Below are 22,078 nucleotides of genomic sequence, written 5' to 3'. Positions count from 1 at the left end.
ACAAAATAGTCCTTCAACGGCTCCTCCCCTGCGTGCTTTTATGCCCTGCAACATTTCATCTCGCCCGCATCACCTTTCAAAATAAAATATTTATCTTTCATTTTGCGATCCATTTAACACTTTTAAACCTTTCAAAATGATTAAAATCAGCCTGCGATTAGCAAGAAAAATAACATGCTGAAGGAGAGAACAATGATTGACGTCGTGACCCACGGCGCGGAGTGGTTTATCGGCCTGTTTCAGAAAGGCGGCGAGGTATTTACCGGCATGGTGACCGGGATCCTCCCCTTGCTGATCAGCCTGCTGGTGATCATGAACGCGCTGATCAACTTTATCGGCCAGCAGCGGATCGAGAAGCTGGCGCAGCGCTGCGCCGGAAACCCAATCTCCCGCTACCTGCTGCTACCCTGCATCGGCACCTTCGTGTTTTGTAACCCAATGACGTTAAGCCTCGGCCGGTTTATGCCAGAGAAGTACAAGCCCAGCTATTACGCGGCGGCGTCGTATAGCTGCCACTCAATGAACGGGCTGTTTCCACATATCAACCCCGGCGAGCTGTTCGTCTATCTCGGCATCGCCAACGGCCTCACTACCCTCGGCCTGCCGCTCGGTCCGCTGGCGGTGAGCTACCTGCTGGTCGGGCTGGTGACTAACTTCTTCCGCGGCTGGGTCACCGACCTGACCACCTCGATTTTCGAGAGAAAAATGGCGATTCAGCTTTCCCAGAAAGTGCATCTGTCAGGAGCGACATCATGACCCGTATTCGTATAGAGAAAGGCACCGGCGGCTGGGGCGGCCCGCTTGAGCTCGACGCCGTCGAAGGCAAAAAGATCGTCTATATCACCGCCGGCACCCGCCCGGCGATCGTTGACCGCATCGCCAGTCTGACCGGCTGGCAGCCGGTGGACGGGTTTAAAGAGGGAGAACCAGCGGAAAGCGACATCGGCGTGGCGATTATCGACTGCGGGGGCACCCTGCGCTGCGGGCTCTATCCTAAACGCCGCATCCCGACGGTGAATATCCATGCCACCGGCAAATCAGGGCCGCTGGCCCAGTACATCACGGAAGATATTTATGTCTCCGGCGTCAAAGAGGACAACATCCAGTGCATCGCTCCCGACAGCGCAGGGGTTTCCGAGCCGCCGGCGGAAAACAAGAGCGCGGGTCGCGATTACGACACCAGCAAGAAGATTACTGAACAGAGCGATGGCCTGCTGGCGAAGGTCGGGATGGGCATGGGTTCGGTGGTGGCGGTGCTGTTCCAGGCCGGGCGCGACACCATTGATACGGTGCTGAAAACCATTCTGCCGTTTATGGCTTTCGTCTCGGCGCTGATCGGCATCATCATGGCCTCCGGCATCGGCGACTGGATCGCCCACGGCCTGGCGCCGCTCGCCAGCCATCCGCTGGGGCTGGTAACCCTGGCGCTGATTTGCTCTTTCCCGCTGCTGTCGCCGTTTCTCGGCCCCGGCGCGGTTATTGCCCAGGTGATCGGCGTGCTGATCGGCGTTCAAATCGGCCTCGGCAACATTCCGCCGCACCTCGCCCTGCCCGCCCTATTCGCCATTAACGCCCAGGCCGCCTGCGATTTTATTCCGGTAGGCCTGTCGCTAGCCGAAGCCCGCCAGGATACCGTGCGCGTCGGCGTGCCGTCGGTGCTGGTCAGCCGCTTTCTGACCGGCGCACCAACGGTGCTGATCGCGTGGTTCGTTTCCGGATTTATTTACCAGTAAGAGGTTCCTGCAGATGACTGTGATTTACCAGACCACCATTACGCACATCGGCGCCTGCGCGACGATGGCGCTGGAAGAGCAAATGCTGATCACCTTCCGCGAGGGCGCCCCGGCGGATATCGAAGAGTACTGCTTTATTCACAACCACGGCGAGCTTGCTGGCACGCTGCAGCCGGGGGCAGAGCTGCAGCTTGGCGAACAGCGCTACCCGGTGACCGCCGTCGGCGAGGTCGCTGAACAAAACCTGCGCGAGCTGGGCCACATCACCCTGCGCTTTGACGGCCATCGTGAAGCGGAGTTCCCAGGTACCGTCCATGTGGCGGGCCCGGTGCCGGACGCCATCGCGCCCGGCTGCGTACTGAAGTTTGTTGCTTAAAAGGAGAGAGAGATGAATCAGGTTGCTGTTGTCATTGGCGGTGGACAAACCTTAGGAGAGTTTCTGTGCCGCGGGCTGGCCGCCGAGGGCTACCGCGTGGCGGTGGTCGATATTCAGAGCGAAAAAGCCAGCCGCGTCGCCCAGGAGATTAACGCTGAGTATGGCGAAGGTATGGCGTACGGCTTCGGCGCCGACGCCACCAGCGAGGCCAGCGTCACCGCCCTGGCCCACGGGGTGGATGAGATTTTTTCGCGCGTCGACCTGCTGGTGTACAGCGCCGGGATCGCCAAGGCGGCGTTTATTAGCGACTTCGCGCTGGGGGATTTCGACCGCTCGCTGCAGGTCAATCTGGTGGGCTATTTTCTCTGCGCCCGCGAGTTCTCGCGGTTGATGATCCGCGACGGCATTAAGGGGCGGATCATTCAGATCAACTCGAAATCCGGCAAAGTCGGCAGTAAGCACAACTCCGGCTACAGCGCGGCGAAGTTCGGCGGCGTCGGGCTGACCCAGTCGCTGGCGCTGGATCTGGCGGAATATGGCATTACCGTGCATTCGCTGATGCTCGGCAATCTGCTGAAGTCGCCGATGTTCCAGTCGCTGCTGCCGCAGTATGCCACCAAGCTCGGTATCGATGAGAGCGAAGTCGAGCAGTACTACATCGACAAGGTGCCGCTGAAGCGCGGCTGCGAATATCAGGATGTGCTGAACGTATTGATGTTTTACGCTAGCCCACAGGCGTCGTACTGCACCGGGCAGTCGATCAACGTCACCGGCGGCCAGGTGATGTTTTAACAGGTTCCCGGATGGCGCTGCGCTTATCCGGGCTACAAAACTGTAGGTCGGGTAAGGCGTTAGCCGCCACCCGACAAAAAAACGGCACCGCGGGTCGCTCGGGTTAGGCGCTCGCGCCGTGACCAGGGCTGTTCCCGCCCCCCTTAAGGAGAGACCTATGGTTACTGCATTAATCATCGTCGCCGCCATCGCCTGGCTTACCCAGCTGGCCTTTGGCGGCTGGCAGATCCGCCGCTTCAATCGCGCCTTTGATAGCCTGTGCCAGCAGGGGCGGGTGGGCGTCGGCCGCTCCGCCGGGCGCTTTCAACCGCGCGCCATCGTCGCCATCGCCGTCGATGATAACGACCGCATTAGCGACACGCTGCTGATGAAAGGCTTCACCATTTTCGCCAGTCCGCAAAAGATCCCGGCTCTGGCAGGCAAACATATTGCGGAATTGCAGCCTGATGTGATCTTTCCCCATGATCCGCGCTGTCAGAATGCACTATCATTAGCGCTTAATCCGAAACATGGATAATTTCGTTGTAAAAGTAAATATCTTGCGAAATTATCACTTCGAAACTTAAACGCAGGATAGACGCCTATGAAACCACGTCAGCGCCAGGCAGCCATTCTCGAGTTCCTGCAGTCGCAGGGAAAATGCTCGGTCGAAGAGCTGGCGCAACACTTCGATACCACTGGCACCACCATCCGCAAGGATCTGGTCACGCTGGAAAACGCCGGCACCGTCATTCGCACCTACGGTGGCGTGGTACTCAACAAGGATGAAGCCGATCCGCCGATTGACCATAAGACGCTGATCAACACCCATAAAAAAGCGCAGATTGCCGAGGCCGCCGTGCGATACATCCACGATGGCGATTCAATTATCCTCGACGCCGGCAGCACCGTGCTGCAGATGGTGCCATTGCTGAGTCACTTTAATAACATCACGGTGATGACCAACAGCCTGCATATCGTCAACGCGCTATCAGAGTTCGATAACGAGCAGACCATCCTGATGCCGGGCGGCACCTTCCGTAAAAAATCGGCCTCTTTTCACGGCCAGCTGGCGGAAAACGCCTTCGAACAGTTCAGCTTCGACAAGCTGTTTATGGGCACCGACGGTATTGATCTGAACGCCGGAGTCACTACCTTTAATGAGGTCTATACCGTCAGCAAAGCGATGTGCAACGCCGCCCGCGAAGTGATCCTCATGGCCGACTCATCCAAGTTTGGTCGTAAAAGCCCCAATATTGTCTGCGGCCTTGAACGCGTGGATAAATTGATTACCGATGCCGATATTGACCCGGAATTCCAGCGGGCGCTGGAAGCCAAAGGCATAGCAGTCATTATTACTGGAGAACATCATGAGTAACTTTTTGTTAGAGGCCGGACGCCAGACCCTGATGCTTGAGCTGCAGGAGGCGAGCCGCCTGCCGGAGCGCCTGGGCGACGACTTCATCCGCGCGGCGGAAACCATTATCCACTGCGAGGGCAAACTGATTGTCTCCGGTATCGGTAAATCCGGCCACATCGGTAAAAAGCTGGCGGCAACCTTCGCCAGCACCGGCACCCCGGCCTTTTTCGTCCATCCGGCGGAAGCCCTGCACGGCGATCTCGGCATGCTCGATAGCCGCGACGTGATGCTGTTTATCTCCTACTCCGGTAGCGCGAAAGAGCTGGATCTCATCGTGCCGCGGCTGGAAGAAAAAGGCATTCCGCTGCTGGCGATGACCGGCAAATCCACCTCGCCGCTGGCGCTGGCGGCGAAAGCGGTGCTGGATATCGCCGTGGAGCGCGAGGCCTGCCCGATGCATCTGGCGCCAACCTCCAGCACCGTCAACACGCTGATGCTGGGCGACGCGTTGGCGATGGCGGTGATGCAGGCGCGCGGTTTCAATGAAGAGGATTTCGCCCGTTCCCACCCGGCGGGCGCCCTCGGCGCGCGGCTGCTGAACAAAGTGCATCACCTGATGCGCCGCGACGAAGAAGTGCCGCGGGTCAATGCCGAGGCCAACGTCATGGACGCCATGCTTGAACTAAGCCGAACCGGGCTCGGCCTGGTGGCGGTCTGCGATGAAGCCAACCGCGTGCAGGGCGTTTTCACCGACGGCGACCTGCGCCGCTGGCTGGTTGCTGGCGGTACGCTCAACGATGGCGTCACTCGGGCGATGACCCGCAACGGCGTAACGCTGCAGGCGGATAGCCGCGCGGTGGAAGCCAAAGAGCGGCTGATGAAACACAAAATCAGCGCCGCGCCGGTAGTGGATGAGAACGGCCAACTGGTCGGCGCCATTAACCTGCAGAACTTTTACCAGGCGGGGATCCTTTAAGCCCCAGACGTTTCGCCAGCCGATGCAGGTTGGCGACGTCCAGTTCCAGCGCTCGGGCGGTCGCCGCCCAGTTGCCCTGGTTCGCCTCCAGCGCGCGGCTAATGGCTTCTCGCTGAAAAGAGTCGGTCGCCTCGCGCAGATTGATGTTTCCCGTCGCGGGCGCCGCTGCCGCCGTCTCAGTCGGCAACATCGGCGCCGCCACCGCAAACTGGAAATGCTGCGGCTCCAGGACCACTTCATCACCGGCCTGGGTGGCCCGCGCCAGCACCACCGCCCGATGGATAGCATGCTCCAGTTCGCGCACGTTGCCCGGCCAGGACCACTGCTGCAGCCGGTTTCGCGCCGCCTCAGCCAAAATGACCCGCGCCAGCCCCATCCGCAGGCGGCACTGCTCGCAGAAATAGCCCGCCAGCAGCACCACGTCACTTTCCCGCTCGCGTAGCGGCGGAACCGACAGCGGGAAGACGCTCAGCCGATGGTACAGATCGGCGCGAAAGCGCCCTTCCACCACCTCCTGGCGCAGATCGCGGTTCGTCGCCGCCAGCACCCGCACATCGACCCGCAGGCTGCGGTCATCGCCGACGCGCTGAATATCGCCATACTGCAGCACGCGCAGCAGTTTGGCCTGCAGCGCCAGCGACAGTTCGCCGATTTCGTCAAGAAACAGGGTGCCGTTATCCGCCATCTCAAATTTACCGCTGCGGTTGCTGATAGCCCCGGTAAATGCCCCTTTCACATGGCCGAACAGCTCGCTCTCCGCTACGCTTTCCGGCAGCGCCGCGCAGTTGAGGTACACCAGAGGGTTGGCGGCTCGCAGCGACCCCTGATGCACCGCCTTCGCCACCAGCTCTTTGCCGGTGCCGGTTTCGCCGCTGATCAGCACGTTTAAATCCGAGGCGGCGACGATATCGATCTCTTTTTTCAGCTGCAGCATGGGCCCCGACAGGCCGATGATCTCCTGGCGCTCCGGCAGCGGGTAATTCACCGCCTGCGCCGGCAGGACGTTTTGCGCTTCAAGGCGGGCGATAAGCAGCGCATTATTCAGCGCCCCGGCCACCAGCGCGGCAATCAGCCGCAGCTCTTCATCGCTGAAGCTATCGAAACGATCGGCATCCATGCCGTCCAGGGTCAGCGCGCCAATCAGCGTCTGCCCGGCAAACAGCGGCAGTCCCACGCAGGCATGGACTTTGAGGCTCTCATGACCGGGGATCAGCCCGTCATAGGGGTCGGGCAGGTCGCTATCCGCCGGGAAGCGCACCACATCCCCGGCGCGCGCAATCGCCTCCAGCCGCGGGTGTCCTTCCAGGGCAAAGCGCCGACCGAGCACATCCTGCGCCAGGCCATCGATCGCCAGCGGCACAAACTGATGCGCCTCATAGCGCAGCAGCGCCGAGGCATCGCAGCCAAGAATTTGCCGCAGGGTAGTAATCAGGCGCGAAAAGCGGTCGGTGTGACCAATATCACTTTGTAAATCTATGGCGATTCTCGCCAGCTCGTCGACGGAAAAACTCATTGCCGCTCCATTGTCATTTTGACAATACGCATTGTCATATCGACTATTTTAACCATTGTCATTTTGACAACAACCAAAATCAGAAAAAATTAAAAAAAGATAATTATCAATGAATTAAAAAGTTGGCACGCAACTTGATATAAGCCAGTCAACTGAGTTTAAACACACTGTATTGATTGAGGTTGCTATGTCTATTGTGGTGAAAAATAACATTCTTTGGGTTGGCCAACGTGACTGGGAAGTGCGTGATTTCCACGGCACCGAATATAAAACGCTGCGCGGCAGCAGCTACAACAGCTATCTCATCCGCGAAGAGAAAAACGTGCTGATCGATACCGTCGATCATAAATTCAGCCGCGAGTTCGTACAGAACCTGCGCCGCGAAATCGACCTCGCCGACCTCGACTATATCGTCATTAACCACGCCGAAGAGGACCATGCCGGCGCGCTGACCGAACTGATGATGCAGATCCCGGATACGCCGATCTACTGCACTGCCAACGCCATCGACTCGATCAACGGCCACCATCATCATCCGGAGTGGAACTTCCACGTGGTGAAAACCGGCGATACTCTCGACATCGGTAACGGTAAACAGCTGATCTTCGTGGAAACGCCGATGCTGCACTGGCCGGACAGCATGATGACCTACCTGACCGGCGACGCGGTGCTGTTCAGCAACGACGCCTTCGGCCAGCACTATTGCGACGAACATCTGTTCAACGATGAAGTGGACCAGACTGAACTGTACGAACAGTGCCAGCGCTACTACGCCAACATCCTGACGCCCTTCAGCCGCCTGGTGACGCCGAAAATTACTGAAATCCTCGGTTTCAACCTGCCGGTGGAGATGATTGCCACCTCCCACGGCGTGGTCTGGCGCGATAACCCGACGCAAATCGTCGAGAAATACCTCGAGTGGGCGGCGGATTATCAGGAAGATCGCATCACCATCTTCTACGACACCATGTCCAATAATACCCGCATGATGGCGGACGCCATTGCCCAGGGGATCACCGAGGTTGACCCACGGGTAGCGGTGAAAATCTTTAACGTCGCCCGCAGCGACAAAAACGACATCCTCACCAATGTTTTCCGCTCGAAAGGCGTACTTGTCGGCACGTCCACCATGAACAACGTGATGATGCCGAAAATCGCCGGGCTGGTGGAAGAGATGACCGGGCTGCGTTTTCGCAATAAACGCGCCAGCGCCTTTGGCTCGCACGGCTGGAGCGGCGGCGCGGTAGACCGCCTGTCCACCCGCCTGCAGGATGCCGGCTTTGAGATGTCGCTGAGCCTGAAAGCCAAATGGCGCCCGGATATCGACGCGCTGGAGCTGTGCCGCCAACACGGTCGCGACATCGCCCGCCAATGGGCCCTCTCGCCGCTGCCGGTTGCTGAAGCAGCGACAACGCCGGAACCACAGGACTGCGCCTGTGCCGCGGCCGCGGCCGCCGATCTCGGTCCCATGATGCAGTGCAGCGTGTGCCAGTGGGTCTATGACCCGGCGAAAGGCGAACCTAATCAGGATGTACAGCCGGGTACGCCGTGGAGCGAAGTGCCGGACAATTTCCTCTGCCCTGAGTGTTCTCTTGGCAAAGATGTCTTTGACGTACTGGCGACGGAGGCAAAATGAGTGATGGCATCGTCATCATCGGCTCGGGCTTCGCGGCCCGCCAGCTGGTGAAAAATATTCGTAAGCAGGATGCGCAAATCCCGCTGACCCTCATCGCCGCCGATAGCATGGATGAATACAACAAACCGGACCTCAGCCATGTCATCAGCCGCGGACAGAAGGCCGACGATCTGACCCTGCAAAGTGCCGGCGAGTTCGCCGAGCAGTACACTCTGCGTCTGTTTCCCCATACCTGGGTAAGCGATATCGACGCCGAAAACCGGTTAGTGAAGAGCCAGGATAACCAGTGGCGCTACGACAAACTGGTGCTGGCCACCGGCGCGACGCCGTTTATCCCGTCGGTGCCGGGGCGCGAGCTGATGCTAACGCTCAATAGCCAGCGCGAATATGGCGCGGCGCAGAGCCGGCTGCACGACGCGAAGCGCGTGCTGATCGTCGGCGGCGGCCTGATTGGCTGCGAACTGGCGATGGATTTCTGCCGCGCCGGTAAAGCGGTAACGGTAGTCGATAACTCCGCCAGCGTGCTGGCGGCGCTGATGCCGCCGGAGGCCAGCAGCCGCCTGCAGCATCGGCTCACCGAGATGGGCGTACATCTGATGCTGAAAACGCAGCTGGAGGGGCTGGAGCAAACCGCCGACGGCATTCGCGTCAGTCTCGATCGCCAGCGCGCGATAACCGTCGATGCGGTGGTGGCCGCCGCCGGCCTGCGCCCGGAAACGTCGCTGGCGCGCCACGCCGGACTGCAGATTAACCGCGGTATTGTGGTCAATAGCCAGCTGCAAACCAGCGACCCGGCGATTTATGCGCTCGGCGACTGTGCGGAAATCAACGGCGTGGTACTGCCGTTCCTGCAGCCGATTTTACTCAGCGCCATGTGCCTGAGTAAAAATCTGCTGGCGCAGGCGGGAGAGCTCAAGCTGCCGCCAATGCTGGTGAAGGTGAAAACCCCGGAGCTGCCGCTGCATCTGGCCGGCGACACCCGCCGCGACGATCTGACGTGGAATATCGTGGCCGCCAAAGAGGGGCTGGTGGCGAAAGGCGTGGATGCCGAAAACCAGCTGCGCGCCTTTGTGGTGAGTGAAGACAAAATGAAGGAAGCCTTTGCGCTGCTCAAACAACTGGTAAGTTGATGGTTTTCCCGGCTTGCGGCGTAAACGCCTTAGCCGGGCTACGGTATTGTTCTGGTAGCCCGGCTAAGCGCAGCGCAAGCCGGGAACATATCCAGCCTAGCGCGCCAGATTGTCGTAGCCGCGCCAGCGATAGTTAAGCACCGATAGCGCCCAACAGGCGACAAACAACCCGACCACCACAAATCCGGCGTCGCCGAGGTTGTCGTTTAACGCCCCTACCCAGCGCCATATTCCGCCGCTGAGCGCAAACTTATCCATTAGCAGGCCCAGCGCTTCCAGGCCGCCGATAAACAGCGCCACCACCACCGAGGTGCCGGTGATGGTCATGTTGTAATAGAGCTTGCGCTGCGGTTTGCTGAACGCCCAGCCGTAGGCGCCGACCATCAGCACGTTATCGAGGGTATCCACCAGCGCCATACCACTGGCGAACAGCGCCGGGAAGACCATAATCGACCAGACGGAAATCCCGCTCGACGCACCGGCGGCGGAGATACCCAGTACGCCGATTTCGGTGGCGGTATCAAAACCGAGGCCAAACAGGAAACCGACCAGGTACATCTGCCAGCTGCGGCTGATCAGGCGGAAGGTCTTGCCAAACAGCCAGCTCATCACCCCGCCGCCGCTGACGATTTCGTCGCTCACCGGCTCTCCGCGCTTCCATGCCCGAAAGCTGCGCCACACGCTGCGTAAAATCACCAGGTTGATAAAGGCCATCGCCAGTAAAAACAGGGCCGACACGGCGGTGCCGATAACGCTACCGGTATCATGCAGCCAGCTCATCTGCGTGCTGAAGGCGGTGGCGGTCGCGGCAATCGCCGCCGAGGCCAGCACCACAATCGATGAGTGGCCCAGCGAAAACCACGCCCCGACGGCGAAAGGCCGCCGCCCCTGCTGCATCATCTTGCGGGTCACGTTATCAATCGCCGCAATATGGTCGGCGTCCACCGCGTGGCGCAGGCCGTAGCCCCAGGCCAGCAGGCTGGCGGCCATCAGCGCGCCGCTGTCGCCAAAGGCCTGCAGCGCCCAGCACCAGGCCAGAAAATTCGCCGCGATCAACCCCAGCACCAGACCCGCGGCGCGCGGCTGCTGGCGTAAAACTGTCATTATCATGGTTGTATTCCTTGAGCCTGCCCGCGGGCGGCGGCGATCACCGCCTGACCATAGGCGATTGCGCCGTCGCCGGCCGGCAACTGCTGTGCAAACAGCAGAGTAAAATCCGCCAGATAAAAGGTCAATCGCGCCGCCAGCAGGCGGTTATGCAGCACCCCGCCGCTGCAGACCATCGTGTCGATGCCGCGGACGGTGGCGCAGTCGCGGGCCATCGCCGCCAGTCCACAGGCCAGGGCGTCGTGGAATGCCCAGGCTTTCTGCGCCGGAGTCGCCTGCCAGCTCAGCCATTGCCGCCAGAAGGTCGCTAAATCCAGCGCGTCGTCGCGCCACGGCAGCGTAACCGGGTGGCTGACGCCGGGGCAGCTGGCGGCCAGCGCCTCCAGCCGACAGGCCGCTTCGCCTTCATAGCTCAGACTCTCCGGCGCGCAATCCAGGGCGCAGGCAACGGCATCAAACAGCCGTCCGCAGGATGAAGCGCGCGGTGCGTTAATCCCGCGCTCGATGGCCTGCGCCAGCAGCGGCCAGTTGCGCTGGCGCAGGGTGGCGGCCTGCGGATAATCCTGCCAGTCAGGGACAAACGCCAGACAGTGGGCCAGCAAATTTCGCCACGGCTGGCGTGCCGCCAGGTCCCCCCCTGGCAGCGCGACGGCCGGCAGCCCGCCAAGATGTTCGCATTCGCGATAGTTGACCCGCAGGCACTCCCCGCCCCACAGCGCGCCGTTCTCCCCCATACCAATACCGTCGAGTGTCAGGGCGATAACGTCCCCGCCGTCAAGCGGCCAGCGGTGCTCCGCCAGGCACGCCGCGGCGTGGGCATGGTGATGCAGCACTGTCTCCAGCGGCAGGGGCAGGGAGGCCGCCCACTGCGTTGAGCGATAGCCGGGATGGGCATCAACCACCACCCGCTGCGGCACAAACGCGTAAATGCTCTGCATCAGCTGCAGGGCGCTGCGCCACTGCTGTTCAACACCTTCCTCGCCAAGATCGCCAAAGTGCTGGCTCAGCACCGCTTCGCTGCCGCGCGCCAGGCAGAAGGTATTTTTCATATCCGCGCCGAGAGCCAGCAGCGGCGGGATGTCTCCTAGCCCTGGCGGCAGCGGCAGCGCGTCCGGGACGTAGCCCCGGGCGCGGCGCAGCATTTCACCGCTTGAGCGCACCAGTGAATCATCCATCCGCTGTACGATGTCGCGATTATGCAAGAGAAAGCCGTCGGCAATGTCGGCTAACTCATTGAGCGCCTGAGCATTACTTAACGTCGGCGGACGGCCGCTAAGGTTGCCGGAGGTCATTACGATGGGGCGCGCCAGGCCCTGCAGAAGCAAATGCTGCAGCGGATTAGACGGCAGCATCACCCCAACTTCCGCAAGCCCTGGCGCTATTTCGTCGCACAGGCCGGAGACCTGCGCTTTGGCAATCAGTACGATGGGCGCCGCCGGGGAGCCCATCAGCGCCGCAGCGGCGGCGGGTAAGCCCGTTGCCGTCGGCAGCATTACCGCCAGCGGTTTTGCCGGGCGGTGTTTTCGCGCCCGCAGCGTGGCAACGGCAGCGGGGTTACCGGCATCGCAGGCCAGATGAAAGCCGCCGATGCCTTTTATCGCCACGATTTTGCCCGCCGCCAGCCGGGCAATAGCCGCCTGCAGCGCCGCCTCGCCGTCCAGCGTTTCCCCCTCTGCCCGCCATTCCAGTCGCGGCCCGCAGTCGGGGCAGGCCACCGGCTGGGCGTGAAAACGGCGATCGGCAGGATCGCGGAATTCCGCCTCACAAGGGGAACAGAGCGGGAACGGCGCCATTGCGGTGAAGGGCCGGTCGTAGGGCATGGCGCGAATAATGGTCAACCGCGGGCCGCAGTGGGTGCAGTTGATAAAGGGGTAGCGGTAGCGGCGTGCCCGGGGATCGTTCATCTCCGCGAGGCACGCCGGGCAGGTCGCGGCATCGGGCACAATCTGAGTCCGCATCCGTCCCGCCCCACTCTCGCGGATGGTGAAATCCTGCGGCGTGGCCGCCCAGCGATAGGGAATGCAGGCGGTACTGTCGATCCGCGCCAGCGGCGGGCAGTGGTCAGCCAGAGCGGCAGTAAAACCGTCGTCGCCCCCGACCAGCCGCACCAGTACGCCGTCGCCGTCGTTACAGACATCGCCGCAGCGGGCCTGCGCCCGGGCCAGCTGCCAGACAAAGGGGCGGAACCCCACCCCCTGCACTTTACCGCGAATGCGGATTTGCACCCCGTTCATGCCTTGACTTACCAGGCCAGCGCCGTACGGCGACGTTTCTCGATCTTCATCTGCTCAAGTTTGTTGCGGTCAACGCACACCAGGGCGTGCGTCGGGCACACTTCCATGCAGGCCGGACCGCTCTCGCGGTGGAAGCAGAGATCGCACTTGTTGGCTTCGGCTTTTTCCGCCACGACGTTCAGTCCGGCGCCGCTATGGCGGATCACCGGGCGCACCACCACCTCCATCGCCCCGTACGGGCAGGCGACGACGCAGGTTTTGCAGCCGATGCAACGCTCCTGCATCACATGGACAAAGCCTTTATCACGGCTGATGGCGCCGTTCGGGCAGACGTTGGCGCAGGGGGCGTCTTCACACTGACGGCAGGCGGTCGCCGTGGAAACATTGACCCCTTTGATCACGTGAATACGCGGCTGAAAGGTGTGAGGCGTCAGGGAGGCGCAGTCCTGATGTTCCTGATGGGATACCACGCAGGCCACTTCGCAAGTGCGACAGCCGATACATTTGCTCGCATCGGCGATAATGAAACGGTTCATCCATTTCTCCAGCAGTAAGAAGGTTACGCGCCGGAGTATGCATAATACGTTCCAATTTTTTAATGTATTGATTATAAAGACTATTATAGCTGCGCTTTGCTGTCATCGTCAGTAGTGACGATGACAGCTGACGACGTCAGGCACAGGGGCCCGCCACCAGCGACTCGCGTTCAATCAGCGCTCCGGGAAAGCTTTGCTGAAAGTTGAATTCCCCGCCATCCAGCATAAAGATCAGCCGATTGATGCTCTCTTTAATCATCTCCGTCACCGGCACCCGGACGCTGGCGAGCGACGGCACCATATACGGCGCAAGAGCAATATCGTCAAACCCCACCACCGAGACCTGTTCCGGCACCTTAACGCCCAGCTGGTGAAGCTGCTTCATCGCCCCGATGGCCATATCGTCATTGCTCGCCACCAGCGCGCTGTAGGTAACCCCGCGCTGACGCAGGCTCTCCACCCCCGCCGCCCCGGTTTCCGGCGTCCAGCGCCCTTCGGCGATAAGCGCCTCGTTCAGGGCGATGCCGTGGCCAACCAGCGCGTCTTTGTAGCCGGCGAGGCGTTCGACGCCGGTGGGCGAGTCAAGGGAGCCGGTAATAAAGGCGATATCGCGATGGCCAAGCGCAATCAGCCGCTCCACTACCCGCATCGCCGAGGCTTTTTGATCGGACCAGACGCAGTGGCTGGCGTGGCGGCGCAGGCGGCGATTAAGCACCATGATCGGCTGCGAGTGGTTCTCAACGATATCGTCCATCTCATCAACGGTGAGAAAGCGCGGGTAGATGATGATCGCATCGCAGCGCAGATCCAGCAGGTACTGGATCGCCTCCCGCTCCTCTTGCGCGCTGTGCTTGCCGTCGGCCAGGATCAGCTGCCGCCCTTTATCCTCCGTCATCCGCGCCACGTGATACAGCAGTTCGCTAAAATAGACGCCGTGGTACAGGGTATTGGTCACCACCAGGCCGAGGGTTTGCGTGGTTTTGGTCGCCAGGTTGCGCGCCAGCAGATTAGGCCGGTAGCCGCTCTCCGCCACCGCCTTAAACACCCGGTCTTTGGTCTCCTGGCTGACATAGCCGTTGCCCGACAGCACCCGCGAAACGGTCGCCTTCGATACCCCCGCGCGCTTTGCGACCTCCAGCATCGTTGCCATGTGATTCTTCCTGTTGCAAAAGTTGCAGGCAGTGTACTGCACGTTTCCCGCTTTTACAGCATTCCCCTGTTCACCAACGCGATCCGGCTCACGGCGACGCTTAGCGATCAAAATCACAAAATTGAGATCATATTTTTTTATTTCTTGTGAAATTAAATGAAACTCACCATGATTTTGTGGAACCGGTTTCCTATAAAAACATGGTATCGCCCGGCGATGCGGGGCGGTGGCAGATCAGTACCCTATTGATAAACAGGATAAAATCCGATGTCGAAAAATTATGCAGCCCTGGCGCAACAGATAGTCGCGGCAATCGGCGGGGTCGACAACGTCGCCGCCGTTACCCACTGCATGACCCGTCTGCGCTTCGTGGTTAAAGACGACGAACAGGTCGATAGCTCTACCCTGAAAGGCCTGTCCGGGGTGCTCGGCGTCGTGCGCAGCGATAACCAGTGCCAGGTGATCATCGGCAACACTGTCTCCCAGGCCTACCGCGAGGTGGTGAATCTGCTGCCAGGCGACCTGCGCCCGGCTGAGCCGCAGGGCAAAGCGCCGCTGACCCTGAAACGCATCGGCGCCGGGATCCTCGACGCGCTGATCGGCACCATGTCCCCGCTGATCCCGGCGATTATCGGCGGATCGATGGTCAAGCTGCTGGCGATGATCCTCGAGATGAGCGGCGCGTTGCCGAAAGGCTCGCCGACGCTGACCCTGCTGGCGCTTATCGGCGACGGCGCATTTTTCTTCCTGCCGCTGATGGTGGCCGCCTCCGCGGCGGTGAAATTCAAAACTAATATGTCGCTGGCTATCGCCATCGCCGGGGTGCTGGTGCATCCTGGGTTTATCGAATTGATGGCCAAAGCCGCCCAGGGAGAACACGTTGAATTCGCCTTTATTCCGGTTACCGCGGTGAAATACACCTACACGGTGATCCCGGCGCTGGTGATGACCTGGTGCCTGTCGTATATCGAGCGCTGGGTGGATCGCATTACCCCGGCGGTGACGAAAAACTTTCTGAAGCCGATGCTGATCGTGCTGATCGCCGCCCCGCTGGCGATCCTGCTGATTGGCCCGCTGGGCATCTGGATCGGCAGCGCCATTTCCGCGCTGGTGTATACGATCCACAGCTATCTCGGCTGGCTGTCGGTGGCGATCATGGGCGGGCTGTGGCCGCTGTTGGTGATGACCGGTATGCACCGCGTCTTTACGCCGACCATCATTCAGACCATCGCCGAAACCGGCAAAGAGGGTATGGTGATGCCGTCGGAGATCGGCGCCAACCTGTCGCTCGGCGGCTCTTCGCTGGCGGTAGCGTGGAAAACCAAAAACCCGGAGCTGCGCCAGACGGCGCTGGCCGCCGCGGCATCGGCGATTCTGGCCGGGATTTCCGAACCGGCGCTGTACGGCGTGGCGGTGCGCCTGAAGCGCCCGCTGATCGCCAGCTTAATCAGCGGCTTTATCTGCGGCGCGGTGGCAGGCATTGCCGGACTGGCCAGCCATTCGATGGCGGCGCCGGGGCTGTTTACCAGCGTGCAGTTTTTCGATCCGGCCAATCCAATGACCATCGTCTGGGTGTTTGGCGTGATGGCGCTGTCGGTGGTGCTGTCGTTTGCCCTGACGCTGATCCTTGGCTTTGAGGACATTCCCGTTGAGCAGGCCGCTGCCGACGCCAGAGCGCGCCAGGCCCGGACCCAGGCATCCCACGCCTGAATACACTATTGATAATGAGGTAATGCATGGCGAGTTTCCCACAGGGATTTTTATGGGGCGGCGCACTGGCCGCCAACCAGTCTGAAGGCGCTTATCTTGAAGGCGGTAAGGGGCTGACCACCGTGGATACTCTTCCCCACGGCGCCCATCGCCTGCCGGTAAAATTAGGCCTGGAGAAGCGCTTTACGCTGCGTGAAGACGAATTTTACCCCAGCCACCAGGCGATCGATTTTTACCATCGCTATAAAGAAGATATCGCCCTGATGGCCGAGATGGGGTTCAGCGTCTTTCGCACCTCCATCGCCTGGAGCCGCCTGTTCCCACGCGGCGACGAACCGCAGCCGAATCCGCAGGGCATCGCCTTCTATCGCTCACTGTTCGAGGAGTGCAAAAAGCACGGTATCGAGCCGCTGGTCACCCTGTGCCATTTTGACGTGCCGATGCATCTGGTGATGGAGTACGGCTCCTGGCGCAACCGCAAAATGGTGGATTTTTTCAGCCACTACGCCCGCACCTGCTTTGAAGCTTTTGACGGCCTGGTGAAATACTGGCTCACCTTCAATGAAATCAACATCATGCTGCACAGCCCCTACTCCGGCGCCGGTCTGGTGTTTGAGGAGGGAGAAAATCAGGAGCAGGTGAAGTATCAGGCCGCGCATCACGAGCTGGTGGCCAGCGCGCTGGCGACGAAAATCGCCCATGAGATTAACCCGCAAAATCAGGTCGGCTGTATGCTGGCCGGCGGTAATTTCTACCCTTACTCCTGCAAGCCGGAAGATGTATGGATGGCGCTGGAGAAGGACCGCGAAAACCTGTTCTTTATCGATGTCCAGGCCCGCGGCGCCTATCCGGTGTGGGCCGCGCGGGTGTTCCGGGAAAAAGGGGTCACGATTGCGAAACAGCCGGGCGATGACGAGATCCTCAAAAACACCGTCGATTTCGTCTCCTTTAGCTACTACGCGTCGCGCTGCGCCTCGGCGGAGATGAACGCCAGCAACACCAATGCCGCCAACATCGTCAAGTCGCTGAAGAACCCGCACATTCCGGCCAGCGAATGGGGCTGGGGCATCGACCCGCTGGGCCTGCGCATCACCATGAACATGATGTACGACCGCTATCAGAAACCGCTGTTCCTGGTGGAAAACGGGCTTGGCGCCCGCGATGAGATCGATGCCAATGGGGACATCAATGACGACTATCGCATCAGCTACCTGCGCGAGCACATCAGGGCGATGCGCGATGCTATCGGCGACGGCATTCCGGTAATGGGTTACACCAGCTGGGGCTGCATAGATCTGGTCTCGGCGTCCACCGGCGAGATGAGCAAGCGCTACGGCTTTGTCTATGTCGATCGCGACGATGCCGGCAACGGCACCCTGGCGCGTAAGCGTAAAAAGTCATTCTTCTGGTACCAGAAGGTGATAGCCAGTAACGGCGCCGATCTCGACTAAGCACCCTCGCCCACGCGCGCCCGTTCCCCGCGCTAACCGGGGGACGGACGTCGGCTGTCTGTTGCATCCATTACATGCTTTTTTCTCGAGCCTGATTCCAGTTTCTGGTTTGCCACCTGTTTACAATAACTGGTATTTTATCCAGTACTTTTACAGGGGTATCTTCAGCAAGGAGCACATCATGAGCGCACAGCACCCTACCGCAGCCAGAGGGATAGCCAGGGCCATTCGCCAGTTAACCGTGGGATATGTCAGAAAACGCCATGAGGACCGCAAAACGCGGGAGACGCGGCGCTACACCCGCCACGCGGCATTAAGCTTAAACGGCGACTGGCTGGAGCAGGCGGGGTTTCCGGTCGGCACGCAGGTCAGAGTCTCGGTGTCGCCCGGTAAATTAGTGATAGAGAATCTTGAGCTGGCAGCGCCGGGAACGGGGCTCCCTTCCGGCCAGTCGTGCGCCGGCGGAGAGCCCGGTTCGCCGCAGGGCTAGTCGTCCGCGGCCTCCAGCTGAGTAAAGCCGCCCTTGCCCTGCCAGCCTGCCAGCTGCTGATACACCCGGGCAACGGCCTCTTTCACCGGCTGGGTCATCGGATAATAAAAACCGACGATATCCGGCTGAATGCCGAGGAAAATCACCTCGCCGACGTCCTCTTTCAGCTGATCGACCAGATAGTTGAGCGGCATGTTATGGGTGGTCATCATAAACATCTCGGCGATGTCGTCGGGATCGATGATGCGAATGTCGCCGGGGTTTAGGCCCATATCGGTGGCATCGACAATCAGCAGGCGTTCGGGGCGTAATTCGCGGATCGCCACGATGTCGTTTTCCGGCGCGCTGCCGCCGTCGATGACCACCCACTGGCCGGCCGGGTTCGCCGCGCACATCTCCGCCAGCAGCGGGCCGGCGCCGTCGTCACCCATCATGCTGTTGCCGACACAGAGTAAAACGTCAGTCACGTAATCTCCTCACCATCAGGTAGATGGCGCTCTCCTGGTGAATATCATGCAGCATGCTGAGCAGGGTTTTGCTCCACGCCTGCTGCTGCGGGGTCTGCGCGGACTGCGCTTTATCAAAGGCGTTGGCCAGCATCGCCACATGACTGCTGTCGATGACGATTTCGCCATACTTCGGCACGCCCTCCATTTTGCGCCGCGCGGCGCTTCCGGCCTCAAGGGTAGCGATCCATGCCAGATACGCGTCCCACGGGCAGCTCAGCGCCGCCTCCAGACAGTCGATGACGCCGAGGTGGTGGCCAATCGCCAGGCTGTAATAGACCACCTGCTGCGCCTGATCCGGCGTGGCGTCGTTCTCATCAATAAATTTACGGCTCAGCTGACTGAACACCACCGTCTCGCTCATCGGATACGCGCCCCCTCGACCACCTGGTTGAGATGGGTGACGATCTCGGTCAGACGCGGATCTTTCTCCGCCTCCAGCCAGCGCAGCACCTGGCTGTCGCCCTGGCCAAGCAGACGCATATAGTCATCGGCAATCTGCCGTCCATAGCGGTAGCCCGCCAGACGCCGCGCTTCGCGATCGATGCGCACCCGCAGAGGCTGCACCATATCGGCATGCAGCAGCTCGGTCGGCTGTTCGTCGAGCTCACCCGGCAGACGGGCATGAATTTTCTGCTCCAGCAGGCCAAGCGCCATGGCGAAGCCGTACAGCGTGGCGGCTGGCGTCGGCGGGCAGCCCGGAATATAGACGTCGACCGGTACGATTTTATCGGTACCGCCCCAGACGCAGTACAGGTCGTGGAAGATGCCGCCGCTGTTGCCGCAGGCGCCGTAGGAGATACAGATCTTCGGATCCGGCGCCGACTGCCAGGCGCGCAGCGCCGGGGAGCGCATCGCGCGAGTCACTGCCCCGGTAAACAACAGAATATCGGCATGGCGCGGCGAAGGCACCACCTTAATCCCGAAGCGTTCAGCGTCGAACAGTGGCGAAAGGGTGGCGAAAATTTCGATTTCGCAGCCGTTGCAGCCGCCACAGTCGACGCGGTAGACGTAGGCCGAACGTTTAATCTTCTTCAGTAGCGAGGCCTTCATGCTGGCGATGGATTCATCCACCGTCATCGGCACGGGAATGCCGTTTTCATCGCGCGGGCCAAGTAAAGTACTCATCAGCTGGCCTCCCTCATATGGCGGGTCAGTTCAATACGATCGGACGGCACCAGGCATTTCTGGCGCTTGCATTCCGGGCAGGTTTCGAAGCTTTCGCGGTGCAGCTCGGCGCGGGTATCGCCGTTATGCTTGAGCAGCGCGATGGCGTAGTCGATCTCCTTCTGCACCGCGAACGGACGCTGGCACTCCCGGCAGTGGCAGATAGCGAAGCGCGACTGCTGGAGGAAATCCTCTTTCTTCCACACCGCCAGCTCATACTCCGGCGACAGCTTAATGGCCGCCGTCGGGCACACCTCTTCACAGCGACCGCAGAAGATACAGCGCCCGAGGTTGAACTGCCACGCCAGCTGGTTAGTGGCCAGATCGATCTCGACCGTCAGGGCGTTCGACGGGCAGGCGTTCACGCAGGCCGCGCAGCCGATACACTGCTGTGGCGTATGCTCCGGCTTGCCGCGAAAGTTTTTGTCCACCGGCATCGGCTCCAGCGGGTAGGCGTGCGTCGCGGTGCCGGTCTTAATAACTTTTTTAATAAAGGTAAACATGGCGATTCCTTATTTCAGCGGCGAGTTTTTACGCTCGATGCTGTAGCGCTCCAGCTCTTTGTATGGCACCACTTTGCTCTTCTTCTTGCGTACATCGACCACGGTCATGCGGTCAGTACAGGAGTAGCACGGGTCGAGGCTGCCGATGATCAGCGGCGCATCGGAAACGGTGTTGCCGCGCAGCATATAGCGCAGGGTCGGCCAGTTGGCGTAAGTCGCCGCCCGGCAGCGCCAGCGGTACAGTTTCTGGTTGTCGCCGGTCATGCTCCAGTGGATATCGTCGCCGCGCGGCGCCTCGGAGAAGCCCAGCGCGAAGCGGTGCGGAATATAGGTGAACCCCTCCACCATCAGCGGGCCGCCCGGCAGGTTATCGAGACCGAAATCAATCATATTCAGCGCGGTGTAAACCTCGTTGATCCGCACCTTGAGGCGAGATATCACGTCGCAGCCCTGCTCGCTGTGGACTTCCATCGGCAGCAGGCCGTAACCGACAAACGGGTGGTCGGCGCGGGTGTCGCGGGCGTGGCCGCTGGCGCGCACCATCGGGCCTACGTTGCTGAAGTCGCGGGCGATTTCCGGGTCCAGACGGCCAATACCGACGGTACGCTGTTCCATATTCGGCGTGCTGAGCAGCATATCCACCAGCTCCTGCACGTCGCGACGCATCTGCTGCGCCAGCTGACGGGTCTGGATCATGTCCTCTTTCAGCAGGTCGCGGCGGATCCCGCCAATCAGGTTCAGACCGTAGGTTTTACGCGCGCCGGTAAGGATCTCTGCCATCTTCATCGAGGTTTCGCGCACGCGGAAGAACTGCATAAAGCCGGAGTCAAAGCCGGTAAAGTGGCAGGCCAGACCGAGGTTCAGCAGGTGCGAGTGCAGGCGTTCCACCTCCAGCAGAATGGCGCGGATCATCTGCGCCCGCTCCGGCACCACGATGCCCATCGCGTTCTCCACCGAGGTGGTGTAAGCGGTGCTGTGGGCAAAGCCGCAGATGCCGCACACCCGGTCCGACAGGAAGGTCACTTCGTTATAACCCATGCGGGTTTCCGCCAGCTTTTCCATCCCGCGATGGACGTAGAACAGGCGGTAGTCGGCGTCGATAATGTTCTCGCCGTCAACGAACAGGCGGAAGTGGCCAGGTTCATCAGAGGTGACGTGCAGCGGGCCGATCGGCACCACGTTGTTTTTCTTGCTGCCGAGCTCGTTAATAAACTCGTAGGTTTCGGCGTCGGTGGTCGGCGCCGGACGCTGGCGATAATCCATGCTGTCTTTGCGCAGCGGATAGAGTTCGTCCGGCCAGTCGTCCGGCAGCACCAGCCGGCGTTCGTCCGGCAGGCCGACCGGCACCAGGCCGTACATATCGCGCACTTCGCGCTCGCCCCATACCGCCGCCGGGACGCGCGGCGTCACCGACGGGTATTCCGGTTTGTTGGCGTCCACTTCCACGCGCACGGTGATCCAGCATTTGGTGCCCTGCTCCATCGACAGCACGTAATAGACCGCGTAGTGGCCGTTGAGCTTACGTTCATCGTTGCCGAACAGCACCGACAGCCAGCCGCCCTGCTGGTAGTAGAGAAACTCCACCACTTCCGGCAGGTAGTTGACCTTCACGGTGATGGTTAACTGGTCTTTGGTCTGCCAGGCTTCGTCCAGCACCACGCCGGGAAAGGCCTGGTGCAGCGCCGCAAGGTAGTGTTGACCGATTTTTTCTTCAGACATGCTCAAACTC

The 22,078-nt window shown here is 60.6% G+C and carries 22 protein-coding genes; 12 read left to right on the top strand and 10 right to left on the bottom strand.

Going from position 1 to position 22,078, the window contains the following annotated elements:
* The first annotated feature begins 192 nt into the window (after positions 1-192).
* The 7 genes from srlA (at position 193) to gutQ (ending at position 5,216) form a co-directional block, all read left to right on the top strand.
* The gene (srlA, locus tag DR88_RS07630) at positions 193-756 is read left to right on the top strand and encodes a PTS glucitol/sorbitol transporter subunit IIC (protein ID WP_002914812.1); all 564 of its coding nucleotides are present in this window, start codon (positions 193-195) and stop codon (positions 754-756) included.
* On the top strand, positions 753-1,733 hold the full coding sequence (gene srlE, locus DR88_RS07635) for a PTS glucitol/sorbitol transporter subunit IIB (protein ID WP_004149462.1): 981 nt from the start codon (positions 753-755) through the stop codon (positions 1,731-1,733). Before srlA ends, srlE begins: the two co-directional genes overlap by 4 nt.
* Before the next feature lie 13 nt (positions 1,734-1,746).
* On the top strand, positions 1,747-2,109 hold the full coding sequence (srlB, locus tag DR88_RS07640; RefSeq protein WP_004174693.1) for a PTS glucitol/sorbitol transporter subunit IIA: 363 nt from the start codon (positions 1,747-1,749) through the stop codon (positions 2,107-2,109).
* A 12-nt stretch (positions 2,110-2,121) separates the two neighbouring features.
* Complete coding sequence (srlD, locus tag DR88_RS07645; RefSeq protein ID WP_002914815.1) at positions 2,122-2,901, top strand: sorbitol-6-phosphate dehydrogenase; 780 nt, start codon at positions 2,122-2,124, stop codon at positions 2,899-2,901.
* Positions 2,902-3,058: 157 nt separating this feature from the next.
* Positions 3,059-3,418: a transcriptional regulator GutM gene (gutM, locus tag DR88_RS07650; RefSeq protein WP_004145754.1), complete on the top strand. Its 360-nt coding sequence runs from the start codon at positions 3,059-3,061 to the stop codon at positions 3,416-3,418.
* A gap of 66 nt (positions 3,419-3,484) precedes the next feature.
* Positions 3,485-4,258: a glucitol operon DNA-binding transcriptional repressor SrlR gene (gene srlR / locus DR88_RS07655; RefSeq protein WP_004181024.1), complete on the top strand. Its 774-nt coding sequence runs from the start codon at positions 3,485-3,487 to the stop codon at positions 4,256-4,258.
* On the top strand, positions 4,251-5,216 hold the full coding sequence (gene gutQ, locus DR88_RS07660) for an arabinose-5-phosphate isomerase GutQ (protein WP_002914818.1): 966 nt from the start codon (positions 4,251-4,253) through the stop codon (positions 5,214-5,216). Before srlR ends, gutQ begins: the two co-directional genes overlap by 8 nt.
* On the opposite strand, the gene norR is transcribed toward gutQ, so the two are convergent.
* Complete coding sequence (gene norR, locus DR88_RS07665; RefSeq protein WP_025862085.1) at positions 5,179-6,729, bottom strand: nitric oxide reductase transcriptional regulator NorR; 1,551 nt, start codon at positions 6,727-6,729, stop codon at positions 5,179-5,181. The genes gutQ and norR overlap by 38 nt on opposite strands.
* Positions 6,730-6,916: 187 nt before the next feature.
* Here norR and norV point away from each other — a divergent pair, with 187 nt between their 5' ends.
* Positions 6,917-8,365, top strand: a complete 1,449-nt coding sequence (gene norV / locus DR88_RS07670; protein ID WP_004145759.1) for an anaerobic nitric oxide reductase flavorubredoxin — start codon at positions 6,917-6,919, stop codon at positions 8,363-8,365.
* Positions 8,362-9,495, top strand: coding sequence for an NADH:flavorubredoxin reductase NorW (gene norW / locus DR88_RS07675; RefSeq protein WP_004149469.1), 1,134 nt, complete (start codon positions 8,362-8,364; stop codon positions 9,493-9,495). The genes norV and norW overlap by 4 nt, the downstream gene beginning before the upstream one ends.
* 96 nt (positions 9,496-9,591) lie before the next feature.
* Here norW and DR88_RS07680 read toward each other — a convergent pair whose 3' ends face one another.
* From DR88_RS07680 to DR88_RS07695, 4 genes are all read right to left on the bottom strand, one after another.
* Positions 9,592-10,605 carry a HoxN/HupN/NixA family nickel/cobalt transporter gene (locus DR88_RS07680; RefSeq protein WP_004181028.1) on the bottom strand — a complete coding sequence of 338 codons (1,014 nt, stop codon included), beginning with the start codon at positions 10,603-10,605 and terminating at the stop codon, positions 9,592-9,594.
* A complete protein-coding gene (gene hypF / locus DR88_RS07685; RefSeq protein ID WP_032443959.1) occupies positions 10,602-12,836 on the bottom strand; it encodes a carbamoyltransferase HypF in 2,235 nt (744 codons plus the stop codon). Before hypF ends, DR88_RS07680 begins: the two co-directional genes overlap by 4 nt.
* Positions 12,837-12,844: 8 nt before the next feature.
* Positions 12,845-13,372 (bottom strand): electron transport protein HydN, encoded by a 528-nt coding sequence (gene hydN / locus DR88_RS07690; RefSeq protein WP_025862086.1) that lies wholly within the window; start codon positions 13,370-13,372, stop codon positions 12,845-12,847.
* Positions 13,373-13,508: 136 nt separating this feature from the next.
* The gene (locus tag DR88_RS07695; protein WP_029884148.1) at positions 13,509-14,522 is read right to left on the bottom strand and encodes a LacI family DNA-binding transcriptional regulator; all 1,014 of its coding nucleotides are present in this window, start codon (positions 14,520-14,522) and stop codon (positions 13,509-13,511) included.
* A gap of 267 nt (positions 14,523-14,789) precedes the next feature.
* On the opposite strand from DR88_RS07695, the gene ascF reads away from it, so the two are divergent.
* From ascF to DR88_RS07710, 3 genes are all read left to right on the top strand, one after another.
* Complete coding sequence (gene ascF, locus DR88_RS07700; protein ID WP_025862087.1) at positions 14,790-16,232, top strand: PTS cellobiose/arbutin/salicin transporter subunit IIBC; 1,443 nt, start codon at positions 14,790-14,792, stop codon at positions 16,230-16,232.
* Positions 16,233-16,258: 26 nt separating this feature from the next.
* On the top strand, positions 16,259-17,683 hold the full coding sequence (locus DR88_RS07705; protein WP_004149478.1) for a 6-phospho-beta-glucosidase: 1,425 nt from the start codon (positions 16,259-16,261) through the stop codon (positions 17,681-17,683).
* Positions 17,684-17,864: 181 nt separating this feature from the next.
* Complete coding sequence (locus tag DR88_RS07710) at positions 17,865-18,173, top strand: SymE family type I addiction module toxin (RefSeq protein ID WP_002914883.1); 309 nt, start codon at positions 17,865-17,867, stop codon at positions 18,171-18,173.
* Here the strand turns inward: DR88_RS07710 and hycI are convergent.
* Genes hycI through hycE form a run of 5 tightly spaced genes read right to left on the bottom strand, consistent with a single transcriptional unit; the run spans position 18,170 to position 22,068 of the window.
* Positions 18,170-18,640 (bottom strand): hydrogenase maturation peptidase HycI, encoded by a 471-nt coding sequence (hycI, locus tag DR88_RS07715; protein WP_004174683.1) that lies wholly within the window; start codon positions 18,638-18,640, stop codon positions 18,170-18,172. The genes DR88_RS07710 and hycI overlap by 4 nt on opposite strands.
* Positions 18,633-19,043, bottom strand: coding sequence for a formate hydrogenlyase maturation HycH family protein (locus DR88_RS07720; RefSeq protein WP_002914887.1), 411 nt, complete (start codon positions 19,041-19,043; stop codon positions 18,633-18,635). The genes hycI and DR88_RS07720 overlap by 8 nt, the downstream gene beginning before the upstream one ends.
* The gene (locus DR88_RS07725; RefSeq protein ID WP_002914891.1) at positions 19,040-19,807 is read right to left on the bottom strand and encodes an NADH-quinone oxidoreductase subunit B family protein; all 768 of its coding nucleotides are present in this window, start codon (positions 19,805-19,807) and stop codon (positions 19,040-19,042) included. The genes DR88_RS07720 and DR88_RS07725 overlap by 4 nt, the downstream gene beginning before the upstream one ends.
* Positions 19,807-20,349 carry a formate hydrogenlyase complex iron-sulfur subunit gene (locus tag DR88_RS07730; RefSeq protein WP_002914893.1) on the bottom strand — a complete coding sequence of 181 codons (543 nt, stop codon included), beginning with the start codon at positions 20,347-20,349 and terminating at the stop codon, positions 19,807-19,809. Before DR88_RS07730 ends, DR88_RS07725 begins: the two co-directional genes overlap by 1 nt.
* A 9-nt stretch (positions 20,350-20,358) precedes the next feature.
* A complete protein-coding gene (gene hycE, locus DR88_RS07735; RefSeq protein WP_004151044.1) occupies positions 20,359-22,068 on the bottom strand; it encodes a formate hydrogenlyase subunit HycE in 1,710 nt (569 codons plus the stop codon).
* Positions 22,069-22,078 lie beyond the last annotated feature (10 nt).

The organism is Klebsiella pneumoniae, assembly GCF_000742135.1.
GTDB classification, from domain to species: Bacteria; Pseudomonadota; Gammaproteobacteria; order Enterobacterales; family Enterobacteriaceae; genus Klebsiella; species Klebsiella pneumoniae.
The sequence above is the reverse complement of the archived record's forward strand: the minus strand, read 5'-3'. Positions and strand labels throughout refer to the sequence as shown.

Excerpts from the sequence above, each read along its gene's own strand:
- srlA (WP_002914812.1), top strand. The coding sequence starts at position 193 with ATGATTGACGTCGTGACCCACGGCGCGGAGTGGTTTATCGGCCTGTTT.
- srlE (WP_004149462.1), top strand. The coding sequence starts at position 753 with ATGACCCGTATTCGTATAGAGAAAGGCACCGGCGGCTGGGGCGGCCCG.
- srlB (WP_004174693.1), top strand. The coding sequence starts at position 1,747 with ATGACTGTGATTTACCAGACCACCATTACGCACATCGGCGCCTGCGCG.
- srlD (WP_002914815.1), top strand. The coding sequence starts at position 2,122 with ATGAATCAGGTTGCTGTTGTCATTGGCGGTGGACAAACCTTAGGAGAG.
- gutM (WP_004145754.1), top strand. The coding sequence starts at position 3,059 with ATGGTTACTGCATTAATCATCGTCGCCGCCATCGCCTGGCTTACCCAG.
- srlR (WP_004181024.1), top strand. The coding sequence starts at position 3,485 with ATGAAACCACGTCAGCGCCAGGCAGCCATTCTCGAGTTCCTGCAGTCG.
- gutQ (WP_002914818.1), top strand. The coding sequence starts at position 4,251 with ATGAGTAACTTTTTGTTAGAGGCCGGACGCCAGACCCTGATGCTTGAG.
- norR (WP_025862085.1), bottom strand. The coding sequence starts at position 6,729 with ATGAGTTTTTCCGTCGACGAGCTGGCGAGAATCGCCATAGATTTACAA.
- norV (WP_004145759.1), top strand. The coding sequence starts at position 6,917 with ATGTCTATTGTGGTGAAAAATAACATTCTTTGGGTTGGCCAACGTGAC.
- norW (WP_004149469.1), top strand. The coding sequence starts at position 8,362 with ATGAGTGATGGCATCGTCATCATCGGCTCGGGCTTCGCGGCCCGCCAG.
- DR88_RS07680 (WP_004181028.1), bottom strand. The coding sequence starts at position 10,605 with ATGATAATGACAGTTTTACGCCAGCAGCCGCGCGCCGCGGGTCTGGTG.
- hypF (WP_032443959.1), bottom strand. The coding sequence starts at position 12,836 with ATGAACGGGGTGCAAATCCGCATTCGCGGTAAAGTGCAGGGGGTGGGG.
- hydN (WP_025862086.1), bottom strand. The coding sequence starts at position 13,372 with ATGAACCGTTTCATTATCGCCGATGCGAGCAAATGTATCGGCTGTCGC.
- DR88_RS07695 (WP_029884148.1), bottom strand. The coding sequence starts at position 14,522 with ATGGCAACGATGCTGGAGGTCGCAAAGCGCGCGGGGGTATCGAAGGCG.
- ascF (WP_025862087.1), top strand. The coding sequence starts at position 14,790 with ATGTCGAAAAATTATGCAGCCCTGGCGCAACAGATAGTCGCGGCAATC.
- DR88_RS07705 (WP_004149478.1), top strand. The coding sequence starts at position 16,259 with ATGGCGAGTTTCCCACAGGGATTTTTATGGGGCGGCGCACTGGCCGCC.
- DR88_RS07710 (WP_002914883.1), top strand. The coding sequence starts at position 17,865 with ATGAGCGCACAGCACCCTACCGCAGCCAGAGGGATAGCCAGGGCCATT.
- DR88_RS07720 (WP_002914887.1), bottom strand. The coding sequence starts at position 19,043 with ATGAGCGAGACGGTGGTGTTCAGTCAGCTGAGCCGTAAATTTATTGAT.
- DR88_RS07725 (WP_002914891.1), bottom strand. The coding sequence starts at position 19,807 with ATGAGTACTTTACTTGGCCCGCGCGATGAAAACGGCATTCCCGTGCCG.
- DR88_RS07730 (WP_002914893.1), bottom strand. The coding sequence starts at position 20,349 with ATGTTTACCTTTATTAAAAAAGTTATTAAGACCGGCACCGCGACGCAC.
- hycE (WP_004151044.1), bottom strand. The coding sequence starts at position 22,068 with ATGTCTGAAGAAAAAATCGGTCAACACTACCTTGCGGCGCTGCACCAG.